Annotated in this window: 13 protein-coding genes and 1 tRNA gene; 2 read left to right on the top strand and 12 right to left on the bottom strand. The window is 69.5% G+C overall.

Annotated features, from left to right (window positions below):
* Nucleotides 1-57: 57 nt before the first annotated feature.
* On the top strand, nucleotides 58-1,608 hold the full coding sequence (locus BLV92_RS32860; RefSeq protein ID WP_090542916.1) for a methyl-accepting chemotaxis protein: 1,551 nt from the start codon (nucleotides 58-60) through the stop codon (nucleotides 1,606-1,608).
* Nucleotides 1,609-1,780: 172 nt separating this feature from the next.
* Here BLV92_RS32860 and BLV92_RS05325 read toward each other — a convergent pair.
* From BLV92_RS05325 to BLV92_RS05315, 3 genes are all read right to left on the bottom strand, one after another.
* A tRNA-Ser gene (locus BLV92_RS05325) sits at nucleotides 1,781-1,871 on the bottom strand.
* Between the two features lie 148 nt (nucleotides 1,872-2,019).
* Nucleotides 2,020-3,315: a serine--tRNA ligase gene (serS, locus tag BLV92_RS05320; protein WP_090542914.1), complete on the bottom strand. Its 1,296-nt coding sequence runs from the start codon at nucleotides 3,313-3,315 to the stop codon at nucleotides 2,020-2,022.
* Between the two features lie 133 nt (nucleotides 3,316-3,448).
* Nucleotides 3,449-4,780, bottom strand: coding sequence for a replication-associated recombination protein A (locus BLV92_RS05315; RefSeq protein WP_090546845.1), 1,332 nt, complete (start codon nucleotides 4,778-4,780; stop codon nucleotides 3,449-3,451).
* A gap of 431 nt (nucleotides 4,781-5,211) precedes the next feature.
* On the opposite strand from BLV92_RS05315, the gene cytX reads away from it, so the two are divergent.
* The gene (cytX, locus tag BLV92_RS05310) at nucleotides 5,212-6,528 is read left to right on the top strand and encodes a putative hydroxymethylpyrimidine transporter CytX (RefSeq protein WP_090546843.1); all 1,317 of its coding nucleotides are present in this window, start codon (nucleotides 5,212-5,214) and stop codon (nucleotides 6,526-6,528) included.
* 398 nt (nucleotides 6,529-6,926) lie between these two features.
* On the opposite strand, the gene bioB is transcribed toward cytX, so the two are convergent.
* From bioB to can, 9 genes are all read right to left on the bottom strand, one after another.
* A complete protein-coding gene (gene bioB, locus BLV92_RS05305) occupies nucleotides 6,927-7,982 on the bottom strand; it encodes a biotin synthase BioB (RefSeq protein WP_090542912.1) in 1,056 nt (351 codons plus the stop codon).
* A gap of 57 nt (nucleotides 7,983-8,039) precedes the next feature.
* Entirely contained in the window at nucleotides 8,040-8,771 is a 732-nt protein-coding gene (gene bioD / locus BLV92_RS05300; protein ID WP_090542910.1) for a dethiobiotin synthase, read from the bottom strand.
* On the bottom strand, nucleotides 8,768-9,967 hold the full coding sequence (gene bioF, locus BLV92_RS05295) for an 8-amino-7-oxononanoate synthase (protein WP_090542909.1): 1,200 nt from the start codon (nucleotides 9,965-9,967) through the stop codon (nucleotides 8,768-8,770). Before bioF ends, bioD begins: the two co-directional genes overlap by 4 nt.
* On the bottom strand, nucleotides 9,967-11,325 hold the full coding sequence (gene bioA, locus BLV92_RS05290) for an adenosylmethionine--8-amino-7-oxononanoate transaminase (RefSeq protein ID WP_090542907.1): 1,359 nt from the start codon (nucleotides 11,323-11,325) through the stop codon (nucleotides 9,967-9,969). Before bioA ends, bioF begins: the two co-directional genes overlap by 1 nt.
* Nucleotides 11,326-11,842: 517 nt before the next feature.
* On the bottom strand, nucleotides 11,843-13,201 hold the full coding sequence (locus BLV92_RS05285; protein WP_090542906.1) for a dienelactone hydrolase family protein: 1,359 nt from the start codon (nucleotides 13,199-13,201) through the stop codon (nucleotides 11,843-11,845).
* Between the two features lie 507 nt (nucleotides 13,202-13,708).
* Nucleotides 13,709-14,170, bottom strand: a complete 462-nt coding sequence (locus BLV92_RS05280; protein ID WP_090542904.1) for a YchJ family protein — start codon at nucleotides 14,168-14,170, stop codon at nucleotides 13,709-13,711.
* A gap of 71 nt (nucleotides 14,171-14,241) precedes the next feature.
* Nucleotides 14,242-14,922, bottom strand: a complete 681-nt coding sequence (locus tag BLV92_RS05275) for an SDR family oxidoreductase (RefSeq protein WP_090542902.1) — start codon at nucleotides 14,920-14,922, stop codon at nucleotides 14,242-14,244.
* A 43-nt stretch (nucleotides 14,923-14,965) separates the two neighbouring features.
* A complete protein-coding gene (locus BLV92_RS05270; RefSeq protein WP_090542900.1) occupies nucleotides 14,966-16,159 on the bottom strand; it encodes an acetyl-CoA C-acetyltransferase in 1,194 nt (397 codons plus the stop codon).
* Nucleotides 16,152-16,919 (bottom strand): carbonate dehydratase, encoded by a 768-nt coding sequence (gene can / locus BLV92_RS05265; protein ID WP_090542899.1) that lies wholly within the window; start codon nucleotides 16,917-16,919, stop codon nucleotides 16,152-16,154. Before can ends, BLV92_RS05270 begins: the two co-directional genes overlap by 8 nt.
* Between the last annotated feature and the right edge of the window lie 44 nt (nucleotides 16,920-16,963).

Here is a 16,963-nt window from a genome sequence, read left to right as displayed (position 1 = left end):
CCCGGATGACTTGTGGTTCGCCACATCCCTGCTTCCTGTTTTTCGACGCGAAATTCCATGCTCAGAAATCTCACCATTCGTACCCGGCTCGCGCTCGTGATGGGCCTGCTGGGCCTCATGCTCATCGTCGGCGCGGCGCTCGGCGTGACCGGCATCGCATTGAGCAACGCCGACCAGAAAGAGATGTACACGGACCAGCTCGCATCGTCGACCGCGCTAGGCAAGGTCGATTTCTTCTATGCGCGCGGCCGGCTCGTGCTCGACCGCATCGCCGCGCTGCCGTCGCGCCCCGACGCGGCCGACCTCGTGCAGCACGCGCGCGAGCAGTTCGAGATCGCGGACAAGGCGTGGAAGACGTACCGCGCGCTGCCCGCGGAAGGCGACGAGCGGCGGCTCGCGGACGAGGTCGAGACGAAGCGCGACGCGGTGATGGCCGGGCCGGTCGCGGCGACGTTCAAGGCGATCGAGGATCACGACAACGCGGCGCTCGCCGACCTGATCTCGAACCGCCTGACCGGGCCGTTCAACGAAGTCACCGACCGCACGGCCGCGCTCGAAAAGCTGCAGGCGACCCAGGCGCAGCAGCTTTACGACGCCGCGCAAAAACGCTTCCGGCTGATCCTGTGGCTCGCGGCGATCGGCCTCGCGGTCGGCCTGTTGATGGCCGCGTTCGCGTGGTACACGCTGCGCCGCTCGATTGTCGGGCTGCTCGACGAGGCGCTGTCGCACTTCCGCCGCATCGCGGACGGCGACCTGAGCCATCGGGTCGAGGTCCGCTCGCGCGACGAAATGGGCCAGTTGATGGAGGGCCTGGGCGCGATGCAGACGCGCCTGACCGACGCGATGGTGTCGGTGCGCGACGGCGCGCAATCGATTGCGACCGCGACGACCGAGATTTCGGCCGGCAACTCGAACCTGTCGCAGCGCACCGAGGCGCAGGCCGCCTCGCTCGAAGAAACCGCCGCGAGCATGGCCGAGTTGACGACGACCGTGCACCAGAACGCCGAGCACGCACGCCAGGCGGCCGAACTCGCGAACAACGCGTATGGCGTCGCGAGCCAGGGGCGCGAGGTGGTGGCCGAGGTCGTGTCGACGATGGGCGAGATCAGCGCCAGCTCGAAGCAGATCGCGGACATCATCGGCGTGATCGAAGGAATCGCGTTCCAGACCAACATCCTTGCGCTGAACGCGGCCGTCGAAGCCGCGCGCGCCGGCGAGGAAGGACGCGGCTTCGCGGTCGTCGCGGGCGAGGTGCGCTCGCTCGCGCAGCGCAGCGCGGCGGCGGCGAAGGAGATCAAGTCGCTGATCGGCGCGTCGGTCGAGCGGGTCAGCAACGGCACCGAACTGGTCGGCCGCGCGGGCGCGACGATGACGCAGATCAACGACGCGGTGCAGCGCGTGACCGCGATCATGGACGAGATCGCGGCGGCGTCGGGTCAGCAGAGCGAGGGCATCGATCAGGTGAACAAGGCGGTTACGCAGATGGACGAGGTCACGCAGCAGAACGCGGCGCTGGTCGAGGAAGCGGCGGCGGCCGCGCAGGCGCTGAAGGAACAGGCGTCGCGGATGCACGAGGTGGTGGGGATGTTCAGGTTGCAGCAGGGGTGAGTTGGCTGGCGGGGCCGGCGCGTGGCGAGGTTGGCGGCGCGCTGGTGCGGTCCGGGATACGGAAGCCCGAGCCGGGGCGGGACCTACCGCAAGCATGACTGCTGCCCGACCCGCTACCACCCGAAAAGCAAAAAGCCCTGCAAGTCATTGACTTGCAGGGCTTTTTTTAATCTGGCGGAGAGGGTGGGATTCGAACCCACGGTACGGGGAAACCGTACGCCTGATTTCGAGTCAGGTACATTCGACCACTCTGCCACCTCTCCGGGGTACTGCTTTTTACTGCCGGCAGCGTCGGAAAAACCCTTCCGCTACCGCTTCGCCAACTGGTCGCTGGCTGGCGAAGCGAAGATTATAGGATACTTGAAAAGAGAATCCAAGCCCTGTTGCAAAGAATTTTCGTGAACCGGACGATCAGCCGGCCGCCGCTTCCAGCCGCGCCACGCCGCCCATGTACGGACGCAGCGCATCAGGCACCGTCACCGTACCGTCCGCGTTCTGATAGTTCTCCAGCACCGCGACAAGCGTGCGCCCAACCGCGAGGCCCGAGCCGTTCAGCGTATGCACGTGTTCCGTCTTGCCCTGCGCGTTGCGGTAGCGCGCCTGCATCCGGCGCGCCTGGAACGCCTCGGTGTTCGAGCAGCTCGAAATCTCGCGATATGTGTTCTGCGCGGGCAGCCACACTTCGAGGTCGTACGTCTTCGACGCGGAAAAACCCATGTCGCCGGTGCACAGCGTAATCACGCGATACGGCAGCCCCAGCTTCTGCAGGATGGTCTCCGCGTGCACGACCATCTGTTCGAGCGTGTCGTACGACGTCTCCGGCGCCACGATCTGCACCATCTCGACCTTGTCGAACTGGTGCTGGCGGATCATCCCGCGCGTGTCGCGGCCATACGAACCCGCCTCCGAGCGGAAGCACGGCGAATGCGCGGTCAGCCGGACCGGCAGCGCAGCGCCGTCGACGATGCTCTCGCGCACGGTATTCGTCAGCGAAATCTCGGACGTCGAGATCAGGTACTGCGTGACGACGTTCTCGCCGCCGCCCTTCTCGACGCGGAACATGTCGTCCGCGAACTTCGGCAGCTGGCCGGTCCCGTACAGGATCTCCGGGTTCACGATGTACGGCGTATAGACCTCGGTGTAGCCGTGCTGCTGCGTGTGCGTGTCGATCATGAACTGCGCGAGCGCGCGGTGCAGCCGCGCGATCTGCCCGCGCAGCATCGTGAAGCGCGCGCCGGCGAGCTTCGCGCCGGTCTCGAAGTCGAGGCCGAGCGGCGTGCCGACGTCGACGTGATCCTTCACCTCGAAGTCGAACGCGCGCGGCGTGCCCCAGCGGCGCACCTCGACGTTGTCGCGCTCGTCGCGGCCGACCGGCACGCTGTCGTGCGGCAGGTTCGGCACGCCGAGCATCAGGTCCGACAGGCGCGTCTGGATCTCGTCGAGCTTCGCGGCCGACGTCTTCATCTCGTCGCCGATGCCGCCGACTTCCGCCATCACCGCCGACGTGTCCTCGCCCCGCCCCTTCATCGCGCCGATCTGCTTCGACAGGCTGTTGCGGCGCGACTGCAGTTCTTCGGTGCGGGTCTGGATCGCGCGGCGTTCCGCTTCGAGTGCGGAAAACGCGGCCACGTCGAGGGTGTAGCCGCGGTCGGCGAGTCGCTTCGCGACGCCGTCGAGGTCTTTGCGCAGCAGCTGGATGTCGAGCATGGGTGTGGAGAAGCTGGTTCGTTGTGTGAAACCGGGATTTTAGCGCACCGGCGTCGCGCGGCCGCCGGGCATGTGCCGCCGCCGCACGACACGACGACCGCCGGACGCGGGGTGCCGTCGTCAGCCGCCGTCGTCAGCCGCGGCGATTCTTGCCGCCGCTGCTTTCGTCGTGCTCGTCGCGCCACGTTTCATCAAGTTCCGCGAGCCGCGCGAGCTTCTCGCGGATCTTGCCTTCGAGCCCGCGCGGGGTCGGCGCGTACCACCGCGGATCGCGCATGCCGTCGGGCAGATAGGTCTCGCCGGCCGCATACGCGTCCGGTTCGTCGTGCGCATAGCGGTACTCGTGGCCGTAGCCGAGTTCCTTCATCAACCTGGTCGGCGCGTTGCGCAGATGGATCGGCACCGCGCGCGACTGGTCCTTGCTGACGAAGCGCCGCGCCTCGTTGTATGCCATGTAGCCGGCGTTCGACTTCGGCGCGACCGCGAGATAGATCAGCGCCTGCGCGAGCGCCAGCTCCCCTTCCGGCGAGCCGAGGCGCTCGTACGTCTCGGCCGCGTCGAGGGTGATGCGCGCCGCGCGCGGGTCCGCGAGGCCGATGTCCTCCCATGCCATCCGCACGATGCGCCGCGCGAGATAACGCGGGTCCGCGCCGCCGTCGAGCATCCGGCAGAACCAGTACAGCGCGCCGTCCGGATTGCTGCCGCGCACCGACTTGTGCAGCGCGCTGATCTGGTCGTAGAACGCATCGCCGCCCTTGTCGAAGCGGCGCAGGTTCTCCGCGAGCGCGCTGCCGAGCAGCGCCGCGTCGATCCCGGTCTGCTTCTGCCGCGCGGCCGCGCGCGCGACGATCTCCAGGTTGTTCAGCAGCTTGCGGCCGTCGCCGTCGGCGGAGCCGATCAGCGCCGCGCGCGCATCGTCGGTGAACGTGAGGCCGCCGAGTTCGCGGCTCGCGCGCTCCAGCAGTTCGCGCTGCTCGTCGTCGTCGAGGCTCTTCAGCACGTACACGGCCGCGCGCGACAGCAACGCGCTGTTCACCTCGAACGACGGATTCTCGGTGGTCGCGCCGACGAACACGAACAGGCCCGATTCGACGTGCGGCAGGAAGGCGTCCTGCTGGCTCTTGTTGAAGCGATGAACTTCGTCGACGAACACGAGCGTCTGCCGCCCGTGGGCGCGATGCACCTGCGCGGTCTCGACCGCCTCGCGGATGTCCTTCACGCCGGACAGCACCGCCGACAGCGCGATGAACTCCGCATGGAACGCGGCGGCCATCAGCCGCGCGAGCGTCGTCTTGCCGACGCCGGGCGGCCCCCAGAGGATCATCGAATGCGCCTCGCCGGACTCGAACGCGACGCGCAGCGGCTTGTTCGGGCCGAGCAGATGCTTCTGCCCGATCACCTCGTCGATCGAGCGCGGCCGCAGGCGCTCGGCGAGCGGGACGTTGGCTTGGGATTCTTCAAACATGGCGTTTTCGCGATAATGTCGGCTTTCCGGCGTGGCGCGGCGGCGGAACGACCGGTATCGGCCGGTGTCGGCCGTCCCCGCGAGGCTGCCGCGCGGCGTTCGCCGGCGCGTGTCGTCCGCAGTGCAATCGTGCATTATGACAGCGTGCGCGACGGCGCGAGACGGACCGGCGGCGGCGCATGCGGCTTTCGGCGCGCGCGGTTCGAGAGGCCGCGCGACGCGGGGGCGCGAAACCGCGAGCGGACATGCCGGTATGCAACGCGCGCCGCACGGACGCGATGCGGCGCGCGACGGCCTCGAAGGCCGCGCACGCATCGGTCGCCGCACCGGCCGTATTGCCGCCCGCGCACCGCGCGTCGCAACGCCACCGCCATGGACAACAACGATGCCGGCCCGCCAGGCCGGCGAACAACGACAGGATCGCTTTCCAGATGACTCAGGAATCGCTCGCCAGCGACGCTGGCCCCACCTACGCGCCGCTCGTGCCGGTGCCCGACGCGCGCCGCGAGTTCCGCACCGGCGACGCGTTCGCGCTGTGGTTCTCGCTCGGCATCGGGCTGCTCGTCGCGCAGGCGGGCGCGCTGCTGGTGCCGGGCCTCGCGCTGCCGCACGCGCTCATCGCGATCGCGATCGGCAGCGTGATCGGCGTCGTGCTGCTCGCGCTCGCGGGCGTGATCGGCACCGACACCGGCCTCGCCGCGATGTCGTCGCTGCGGCCGACGCTCGGCGTGCGCGGCGCGTCGGTGCCGGCGGTCATCAACGCGGTGCAACTGGTCGGCTGGGGCGCGTTCGAGATCATCGTGATGCGCGACTCCGCCGAAGCGCTCGCGAAACAGGCGTTCAATCTGTCGATGCCGCTCGTGTGGACGCTGCTGTTCGGGCTGCTGGCGACGCTGCTCGCGATCAGCGGGCCGCTGTCGTTCGTGCGGCGTTTCCTGCGTACGTGGGGGATCTGGCTGCTGCTCGCGGGCGCGGTGTGGCTCACGTGGAGCCTGCTCGCGCAGCACGATCTCGGCGCGCTGATGCGCCGGCCCGGCACCGGCGAGATGCCGTTCGGCAGCGCAATCGACCTCGTGGTCGCGATGCCGCTGTCGTGGCTGCCGCTGATCGCCGACTACACGCGCTTCGGCCGCCGCGCGGGCGAGACGTTTCGCGGCACGCTGCTCGGCTACGGGATCGCGAACCTGTGGTTCTATGCGCTCGGCGCGGTGTACGGCCTCGCGGCCGGCGGCGGCGACGCGCTGCTGACGACCGCGCTCGCGAAGGCCGGCGGCGGCCTCGCGCTGCTGCTCGTGCTGATCGACGAAATCGACAACGCGTTCGCGGACATCCACTCGGCCGCCGTCTCGACCGGCACGTTCTGGACGCGCGGCAGCGTGCCGTGGCTGTCGGCGGCGTTCGGCGCGCTGTGCACGCTGATCGCCATCGTCGTGCCGATGGCGCGCTACGAAAACTTCCTGCTGCTGATCGGCTCGGTGTTCGCGCCGCTGTTCGGCGTCGTGCTCGCGGATCACTTCATCGTGCGACGCCGCCGCATCGACGCGGCGGCGCTCGCGGACCTGCGCGGCACATATGGGTTCTCGGGCGGTTGGCACGTCGGCGCGTTCTTCGCGTGGGCGCTCGGGATCGCCGCGTATCACATGCTGAACCAGTGGCTGCCGAACGTCGGCGCGACGCTGCCGGCGCTGGTGGTCGGCGGTGTGTGTTATCTGCTGATCGCCGGGCGGCGGCGCGCGGCGTATGCCTGATTGAAGCGGTGAAAGCGGCGGCCTGGTGGTCGCCGCTTCGGCTCTCCGGATCCAGGCGTGCGTATTGTCGCGATGATGAATCGACGGAGCACGCGCGGGTCATCTGCGGTCCGTTGCGTCGCGATCACCGCCTGACCGCAGCCGTATCCCCTGGTTTCGAGGACAGAGATCGCGCTGCCCGCGCAACTGCCGGCATGCAATGCATGGCGACGCGATGGACGCGTCGAAACTCAACCGCATAGCGGCACAGGAACGCGAAGCTCCGTTATCCAGTAGCGCGCGTCACGCGCCGCCCGCACCGCGCACGTCGTTGCCAGCCTCGTTCCTCAACGAGACGAGGCTTCGCGGTTTCCAGCGGCGCCCACGCCGCCGAAAGCCGCAAACCCTCCGCTAACGCATCACCCGCCGCAATGCCCGCAACCGCCCTGCTGCGCCTCGGCCGGCAACTGCTGCGCGGCTTCCGCGCGAATCCCGAGCCGCGCGAGCAGCCGGCGGTCCGCCTCCGCCTGCGGATTGCCGGTCGTCAGCAACTGATCGCCATAGAAGATCGAATTCGCGCCGGCCATGAAGCACAGCGCCTGCAACGCGTCGTCCATCTGCTCGCGGCCCGCCGACAGCCGCACCATCGCGCGCGGCATCGTGATCCGCGCGATCGCGATGGTGCGCACGAACTCGAACGGATCGAGCGCGTCCGTGCCTTCGAGCGGCGTGCCGCTCACCTGCACGAGGTTGTTGATCGGCACCGACTCCGGGTACGGGTCCATGTTCGCGAGCTGCGCGATCAGCCCCGCGCGCTCGCGGCGCGACTCGCCCATCCCGACGATCCCGCCGCAGCACACGTTGATGCCCGCGTCGCGCACGCGCTCCAGCGTGTCGAGGCGGTCCTGGTAGGTGCGCGTCGAGATGATCTGGCCGTAGAACTCCGGCGACGTGTCGAGGTTGTGGTTGTAGTAGTCGAGGCCCGCGTCCGCGAGCGACTGCGCCTGGTGCGGTTCGAGCATCCCGAGCGTCACGCAGGTTTCGAGGCCCATCGCCTTCACGCCGCGGATCATGTCCTTGATCGGCTCCAGGTGACGGTCCTTCGGGTTGCGCCACGCGGCGCCCATGCAGAAGCGCGTCGCACCGTTCTCCTTCGCGACGCGCGCGGCCGACAGCACGTCCTCGACGTCCATCAGCTTGCTCGCGTCGAGGCCCGTGTCGTGATGCGCGGACTGCGGGCAATACGCGCAGTCCTCCTCGCAGCCGCCGGTCTTGATCGACAGCAGCGTCGACAGCTGCACCGCGTTCGCGTCGAAGTGCTCGCGATGCGCCTGCTGCGCGCGGAACAGCAGATCGTTGAACGGCAGGTCGTACAGCGCGACGACGTCGGCGACGCGCCAGCGCGGCGCGGCGGCGGCCGGCGTCTGCGGCGCGGTCTGGGCCGCGGCGGCGGGCTGGATGTGGGCTTGAGTCATGTCGTGGGTCCTTCGTTAGATTGAATATTCGTGAATGCAGTCGAGGTCCGGCGCGCGTTACGCGGCCCGGACCGCCGGGCCGCCGCGCAGGCGCGTCAGCAGCAGGTCGATGTCCAGATGCGCGGCAGCCGCATCGGCGCTCGCGCCGCGCAGATGCGGCACGATGCCGACGAGCGGCGCGTCGTGATGCGCGGCGAGCCGTTCGCGCAACGTTTCGACGTTCTCGTCGGCGAACGTCATCGCCGGGTCGATCCGGTTCGCGACCCAGCCCGCGATATGCAGCCCGCGCGCGGCGATCGATTCCGCGGTCAGCAACGCGTGGCTGATGCAGCCGAGCCGCATCCCGACGACGAGCACGACCGGCAGATCGAGCGCGCCCGCGAGATCGGCGGTGTCGTGCGTCGCGGTCAGCGGCACGCGAAAGCCGCCGACGCCTTCGACGACGACAACGTCCGCGCGCGCGAGCGCATCGCGATGGCACGCGACGATGTGCGCGACGTCGAGCGTCACGTGCTCCAGCGCGGCCGCGATGTGCGGCGCGGCCGGCTCCTTCAGCAGATACGGCGTGCGGATCGCGGCGGGCAGTAACACGCCCGCGGCGGCGTCCAGTTGATCGGCGTCCTCGTTGTGCCACTCGCCGTCGCGCTCGAACGCGCCGGCCGCAATCGGCTTCATGCCGGCCGCGCGCAGCCCGGCGCGCGCGAAGCCGCGCAGCAGCGCCGCGCTGACGAACGTCTTGCCGATCTCCGTATCGGTGCCGGTGACGAACAGCGAAAGCGGCGCGCTCATCGTGCGCCCTCGCGTTGCGCGTCGGCGCTCGCGCGCTGCAACGCGGCGTGCAGGCGGTCGAGGTCCGCGTGCGAGTGCGCAGCCGACAGCGAGATGCGCAGCCGCGACGTGCCTTCCGGCACCGTCGGCGGACGGATCGCCGGCACCCACAGGCCGTCGCGCTCCAGCGCGGCGGCGATCGCGAGCGTCGCGTCGTTGGCGCCGATCACGAGCGGCTGCACCGCCGTGTGCGAATCGACCGGCAGCCAGCAGGTCTCCTTCAGCATCGTGCGCGTGCGCCCGATCAGCGTTTGCAGATGCGCGCGTCGCGCGTCGCCCTCGTCGCCCGCGATCAGCTTCACGCTCGCGGACACCGCATGCGCGACCGCCGGCGACGACGCGGTCGTGAAGATATACGGCCGCGCGCGCTGCACGAGCCATTCGACGACGGTCGCATGCGCGGCGACGAACGCGCCCGACACGCCGGCCGCCTTGCCGAGCGTGCCGACCAGCACGAGGTTCGGCGAGCGCAGCGCGGCCTGCGCAAGCGCGCCGCGCCCCTCTGGGCCGAGCACGCCGAAGCCGTGCGCGTCGTCGACGACGAGCCACGCGCCGTGCCGCTCCGCGAGTTCAACGAGGCGCGCGAGCGGCGCGACGTCGCCGTCCATGCTGAACACGGTGTCGCTGACGATCAGCTTCACCGCCGAATCGGACGCGTCGAGCATCGCGGACAGCGCGTCGACGTCCGCGTGCGGATAAACCTGGATGTCCGCGCGCGACAGCCGCGCGCCGTCGATCAGCGACGCGTGGTTCAGCGCGTCGGAGAACAGCGTCGTGCCGCGTCCGGCGAGCGCGGTCAGCACCGCGAGATTCGCCATGTAGCCGGTGCTGAAATACAGCGCGCGCGGCGCATCGACGAAACCGCCCGCGAACTCCGCGAGATCGTCTTCGAGTTGCGCGTGCGCGCGCGAGTGGCCGCCGAGCAGATGCGACCCACCGCTGCCCGCGCCATAACGCTGTGCGCCTTCCGCGAGCGCCGCGACGAGGCGCGGATGCGACGCGAGCCCGAGGTAGTCGTTGCTCGCGAAGCCGATCGTGTCACGGCCGTCCACCCGCATGTGCGCGTCGCATGGCGTGTCGATGGTGCGGCGGCGGCGGCGCAGCCCGCGCGCGTCGATGTCGCGCAGGCCTTCTTCCAGCATGTCGAGCAGTTGCATCACCGGTCCTCCGCCAGGGTCGCTTCGAACGTTTCGAGCGTGCGTTCGGCCAGCAGCGTCTGCGTATCCGCATCGAGTATGTACGGCGGCATCAGGTAGACGGTCGTGCCGATCGGCCGCAGCAGCAGTTCGCGCTGTAGCGCGTTCTCGAAGAAGCGGCGCGAGAACGTGCGCGCTTGCAACGCGTCGTCGATCACCGCATCGAACGCGACGATCGTGCCGCGCTCGCGCAGGTTGCTCACGCGCGGGTGCGCGGCGAGCGGCGCGAGCGCGTCGCGCAGTTGCGCGGACTTGCGCGCGTTCTGCGCGAGCACGTCGTCGCGCTCGAACAGGTCGAGCGTCGCGAGCGCCGCGCGGCACGCGAGCGGATTGCCGGTGTACGAATGCGAATGCAGGAAACCGCGCGCGGTGTCGTCGTCGTAGAACGCGTCGAAGATCGCGTCGCGCGACAGCACGATCGACAGCGGCAGATATCCGCCGCTGATGCCCTTCGACAGACACAGCAGGTCCGGCCAGATATCCGCCTGCTCGCACGCGAAGAACGTGCCGGTGCGGCCGCAGCCGACCGCGATCTCGTCCGCGATCAGATGCACGCGATAACGGTCGCACAACGCGCGCAGCCCCGCGAGATACGACGGATCGTGCATCGCCATGCCAGCCGCGCACTGCACGAGCGGCTCGACGATCAGCGCGGCGATCTGCGCGCCGCGCGCGTCGAACAGCTTCTCGACGTCCGCGAGCGCGCGGCGCGCGACGTCCGCCGCGCGCTCGCCTGCCTGCGCGAGCCGCGCGTCCGGCGACGCGACCACGTGCGCGTGATGCAGCAGCGGGTCGTACGCATCCTTGAACAGCGCGACGTCGGTCACGCCGAGCGCGCCGATCGTCTCGCCGTGATAGCTGTTCGCGACGCAGACGAACTCGCGCTTGCCGGCCTCGCCGCGATTGCGCCATGAATGGAAGCTCATCTTCAGCGCGATCTCGACCGCCGACGCGCCGTCCGACGCGAAGAACGCATGGCCGAGCGTGTGGCCGGTCAGCGCGGACAGCCGTTCGGCCAGTTCGACGGCGGGCTCGTGCGTGCAGCCGGCGAGCATCACGTGTTCGAGCGTATCGAGCTGGGTTTTCAGCGCGGCGTTGATCGACGGGTTCGCGTGGCCGAACAGGTTCACCCACCACGAACTGATCGCGTCCAGATAACGCCGTCCGTCGCGGTCGTACAGCCACGGGCCGTCGCCGCGCGCGACGGCGACGAGCGGCAGGCGCTCGTGATGCTTCATCTGCGTGCACGGATGCCACACCGCGCGCAGGCTGCGGGCGATCCAGTCTTCGGTGGCCGATGGGTTCGAGACGATGTTCAAGACGACTCCAGAAACGACAGCGGCCCCGAGATTAGCGCGTTCGCGGCCGCAATGCACTAGCACGAAAACACCGGTTTGAACAGGGGTGAAGCGAAGTTCATGGCCGTTCGGCGCAGCACGCGACGGTTCCCGAACGAACGCCCGAAATCGACGCAGATGACGACGGCAGAGTGAACCGCGCTTATGCAAAAAATCTTGGGGAGCCGTGAGGTTCGGCAGGGTTCGGGCGGCCGGAAGCGCTCGGCCGATCCGCACGGGAAAGGTGAAAATCGCGGAAAGGAGGGAGGATTTTCGACGGATCGACAGCGTTCGAAGCCGCCACGGACAGCCGCAGGGCAGCGCGCCGATGCACGCGCCGCACCGCCGCCGCCGGGGAAAACAGGAGAGAAATCAGGAAGAAACCGGCATCACCCGCGCCGGCAGGCGACGCGCGCCGACGACGTTCAGGATCGCGCCAAAACGCCGGCGTTCGGCGACGTCACGCCGCCATCCGCTGCTGCGGACTTGTGTGCAGCCGCTACCGGCTCGCGAGCGAATGCCGAACGTCGTCGCCGCCGTCGTTGTTGCCGCTGTTGCCGTTCTGCGCGGTGGCCGTCTGGTCGTTCCAGACCACCTTGTCGTTGACCGCGTACAGCCGGCACGGATCGTCGCTGCGCTTCTCGCAGTTCGAGATCGCGACCGCCATCGGGTTGTCGCCGCCTTCGGCCCACGACCACGCGCCCGAATCGGACACCGCGAACGCGCGGGTCGGGTACTGCTTCAGGAAGTTGCGATAACCGTCGCGGCCAGCCTGGTCCAGATAGGGAACCGCGGTGACCGAGTCGATCGACGCGAAGTCGGTCGCGCGCGGCGCGGCCGGATCCGCGACGCGATATTGAACGGCGGTCGGCATGCCCTCGTGCGCGAGGAACGACTCGACGAGCGGCCACCAGATCTGCACGCCGTCGCGATCGCCGACGAGCCGGTGCGCGTCGTTCTTGTACGAGCCGAAATCGACGAGCTTCGCGGGGACGCTCGACGCCTGCGCGGGCTGCGCGTCGCGATACGCGGCGAACAACCGCGTAATCAGCGCCGCCGACCACACCGAATCGTTGTCGCCGTAGAGCCACAGCGACGGCACGCGGCCCTTCTCGCCATACGCGCCGAACGCGGCGGACAGGTTGTCCTGCCAGCCGTCGCACGCGTCCTGACGCAGACCGCCGGAGAAGTTGATCAGCGCGCGCACGCCGTGCGCGGCTTCGGTGCCGTAGGCCATCGTCGCGAGGCCGCCGTGCGACGTGCCCGCGACCGCGATGTGCTGCGCGTCCACGTACGGCTGCTTCGACATGTAATCGACGGTCGCCGCGACGTCGAGCGCCTGGCCGAGTCCGTTGCGCGTCACGTCGCAGCCGTCCTGCTCGTAGCTGCCGCCCGACTCCGCGAACCCGCGGCGGTTCGGCGCGACGACCACGTAGCCGTGACGCACGAACTCGCGCGCGAACGACATCGGATCGCTGCGCTCCTGGTTGCGCGGATCGCCGGGCATCTTGCCGTGGTTGAACACGACCATCGGGAACGGCCCCGGGCCGTTCGGGCGATAGACGGTGGTTTCGAGCGTCACGTCGCCGGACGCGTCGACCGGGATGCGGATGATCTGCTCGTTCATGTCCGCGCGGACGGTCGGCAACCATGCGTCGTCGAGCGCGAGACGCGGCACCCGCGCGCTGCCGAGCGGGCCGCTCTGATCGGCGACGGAAACGGCTGCGCGCTGCGCCGCCGGGCCGGCGCCGGAAGCCTGCTGCTGCGAATCGGCTGAGGCCGCGGCCGCGTGCGCGGCCGGCAGCAGGCAGATCGCACCTGCCGTCATCCATCCGGAAAGAAGCTTCCTGAACGCCATTCGCCACACCCGCCCTGCCGGGACCGCTGCTCGTAATTATCCGGAGCCCTTCTCTTTCGACACAACAAAACACCCGGGCGCACGCGGCAACGTGTACGCCAGTCGAACCCGTTACGGGAGAAGGAAACCGGCCGAAACTGCGCGGCGTCGGTCCGCAGACGCGGACGAGCCGCCGGCACCGCGTCCGCACCCGCCGCCATCGCTGGCCGGCAGGTCGAACCCGCTTCGCTGGCTGCATGTCTTACTGCCCGTTTACACGCAGCCGGCGAGTACCGTTGAGGCATCGTCGCACGACAAATTCAATTTGTGCAATTAAGGAGTTACCCGGCATAACGCATGCCAGCGCCGTCGAATGCGGCGCGTGGCAAGGCCGGATCGGGCTTCGCGGCGGACCGGAAAAAAGTGCTGTCGCGCGACGCCAACAGTCGTGCGGATTGCGGCTGCGTGGCCGCGTTCCGCGACGCCAACGCGCGCGCCGCGATCGCGGCCGGCGTCGGCGCGATCGCGTCAGTTCTCGTGGATGTCGCCGTCCACGTAGCGCCAGCGGCCATCGTCTCCACGCGTGAAGCGGCTCGACTCGTGCAACCGGAACGCGCGGCCGCCGGTCTTGTAGCGCGCGACGAACTCGACTTCCGCATGGGTTGCGTCGAGCACGTCGTGGCGGCGGATCGCGAGCCCGAGCCAGCGCGGCGCGCCGGGCGCGGCCGGATCGGCGTCGAGGTCCGCCGGACACGTGTGGGCCGCCCACGTCGCGCGCAGATACCCGGTGTCGCCGAGCACGTACGCGGTGTAGCGCGAGCGCATCAGTTCGAGCGCGGTCGCGGGCGCATCGCCGCCATCACCGCCGTCGATGAAGCGGCCGCAACAGTCCGCATAACGCGGCGGCTTCGCGCCGGACGCGCGGTTCGGCGCGGCGCCGCCGCACGGGCAATCGGTCGGGCGCGACGCGCGCGCGAATTCAGCGTTCATGGAATTCGAAGCAAAAAAAATCGCGGGGCGACGGCATCGCGCCGCGCCCCGCCGGGTTTGTAAGCGCCTTCTTACCAGTCGAGTTCGGTGCCGTCGTACTGGAAGAAGCGCCCGTTGAACACGTCGCGCGCGGCCGCCGCCTGCGCGAGCACGTCGCGCAGGCCGGCAACGCTGACCGACGGCTCGACCGCCGCCTGCGCGCCGCCCATGTCGGTGCGGACCCAGCCCGGATGCAGCGACACGCAGGTCGCGCGCCGGGTCTGCATCGACGTGATCTTCAGCACGCTGTTCAGCGCGGCCTTGCTCGCGCGATACAGCCAGCCGGTCGTGCCGGTCGTCTGCGCGATGCTGCCCATCCGGCTCGACAGCACGCCGAGCACGCCGTTCGCGTCCTCGACGAGCGGCAGCAGCGTCGGGATCAACTGCATCGGGCCGCGCACGTTCGCGTTCATCACCTGCGCGAAGTCCTCGCTGGTGACGGCCTCGACACCGCCGGTGCACGGGCCGTAGACGCCCGACACGATCAGCGCGATATCGAGCGCCGCGCCGTCGAGCCGCCGGCCGAGCGCCGCGATGTCCTCGGGCCGCGTGATGTCGAGCCGGTACGGTTCGGCGACGCCCATTTCGCGCAGCGCGGCAAGCGCGTCGTCGCTGCGCGCGGTCGCGAGCACGCGCCAGCCGGCCTTCAGATACTGCCGCACGAACTCGCGGCCGATGCCGCGCGACGCGCCCACGATCAACGCCGTTTTCATTTCGCCCCCTCGTCGCGACGCCTGCGATGCGCCAGTGCCGAGCCTACAGCAGTTCGACGCCGAGCGCGGTGGCCTCGCCGCCGCCGATGCACAGGCTCGCGACGCCGCGCCGGCCGCCGCGTGCGCGCAGCGCGCCGAGCAGCGTGACGATGATCCGCGCGCCCGATGCCCCGATCGGATGGCCGAGCGCGCACGCGCCGCCGTTCACGTTCACCCTGTCGTGCGGCAGGCCGTGCTCCTTCATCGCGGCCATCGTGACGACGGCGAACGCCTCGTTGATCTCGAATAGATCGACGTCGGCCGCGCGCCAGCCGGTCTTGTCGAACAGCTTCGCGAGCGCGCCGACCGGCGCGGTCGTGAACTTCGACGGCTGCTGCGCGAACGTCGAATGGCCGGTCACGCGCGCGAGCGGCGTCACGCCGAGCCGTTCGGCGGTCGATGCGCGCATCAGCACGAGCGCCGCCGCGCCGTCCGAGATCGACGACGAATTCGCCGCCGTGACCGTGCCGTCCTTCGCGAACGCGGGGCGCAGCGTCGGGATCTTGTCGAGGTTCGCGCGGAACGGCTGCTCGTCGCGCGCGACCGTCACGTCGCCGTTGCGGCCCGGCACCTTGACCGGCGCGATCTCCCACGCGAACGAGCCGTCCTCGTTCGCGCGCTTCGCGCGCACGAGCGACTCGATTGCGAACGCGTCCTGGCGCTCGCGCGAGAAGTCGAACTCGCGCGCGCATTCTTCCGCGAACGTGCCCATCAGACGGCCCTTGTCGTATGCGTCCTCCAGCCCGTCGAGGAACATGTGGTCGAGCACGACGCCATGCCCCATGCGCATCCCGCCGCGCGCCTTCGGCAGCAGGTACGGCGCGTTCGTCATGCTCTCCATGCCGCCCGCGACGATCACGTCCGCCGAGCCCGCGACCAGCATGTCGTGCGCGAACATCGCCGCGCGCATGCCGGAGCCGCACATCTTGTTGACCGTCGTCGCGCCGGTCGCGAGCGGCAGCCCCGCGCCGAGCGCCGCCTGGCGCGCGGGCGCCTGGCCCTGGCCCGCGGGCAGCACGCAGCCCATCACGACCTCGCCCACCTGCTCGGGCGCGAGGCCCGCGCGCTGGACGGCGGCGAGGATCGCGACCGAGCCGAGATACGGCGCGGTGAAGCCGGCGAACTCGCCCTGGAACGCGGCCAGCGGCGTACGCGCCGCCGAGGCGATGACGATCGGGTCCTGCTGTGTCTCACTCATGTTTAAGCTCCTTGATGACGCCTGCGACGACCGCCGGCACGCCGCCGAGATGGACGGCGTCCGCGGCGACCACGTCGTTGTGCGCATGACGCGCGCCGCTCGCGGACACCGCCGCGACGCAACGCTCGTACGTTGCCTGCAACTCTCCGGGCGCGGCGATCGTCATGCCGAGATTGCGCATCCGGCCGTCGTGCACGCCGTACGCCCAGCCGTGCACGGTCAGCGGCTGGCCGCGCGCCCACGCATCGTTGACGATCGTCGTGCGGCACACGTTGACCACCTGCTCGATCGTGTTCAGCTCGACGAGGCGGCGATGCCGCGCCTCGCCGAGCGGCCATTCCTCCAGCAGCGCCGCGTGTTTCGCGCGCACGTCCTGCACGTGATGCAGCCAGTTGTCCGCGAGCCCGACGCGCCGGCCGTGCAGCGCCGCGCCGACGCCCGAGCAGCCGTAATGGCCGACCACCATGATGTGCCGGACCTTCAGCAGATCGACCGCGAACTGGATCACCGACAGGCAGTTCAGGTCGGTATGCACGACGACGTTCGCGATGTTCCGATGTACGAACACCTCGCCCGGCGGCAGGCCGATGATCTGGTTCGCGGGCACGCGCGAATCGGAGCAGCCGATCCACAGATACTCCGGAGCCTGCTGATGCGCGAGCCGCGAGAAGTACTCGGGATCGGCCGCGAGGCGCGCGGCGACCCATTTTTCGTTGTTCTCGAACAGGTGAGCGAGCGGGTTGTCGGCTGGATTCGTCATGAAAGTTCGGGATGCAAAAGTGTCGGGGCGACGCTTATCGGGCG

It is taken from the genome of Paraburkholderia caballeronis (assembly GCF_900104845.1).
GTDB lineage: Bacteria > Pseudomonadota > Gammaproteobacteria > Burkholderiales > Burkholderiaceae > Paraburkholderia > Paraburkholderia caballeronis.
This window is presented reverse-complemented; position numbering and strand designations above follow the sequence as displayed.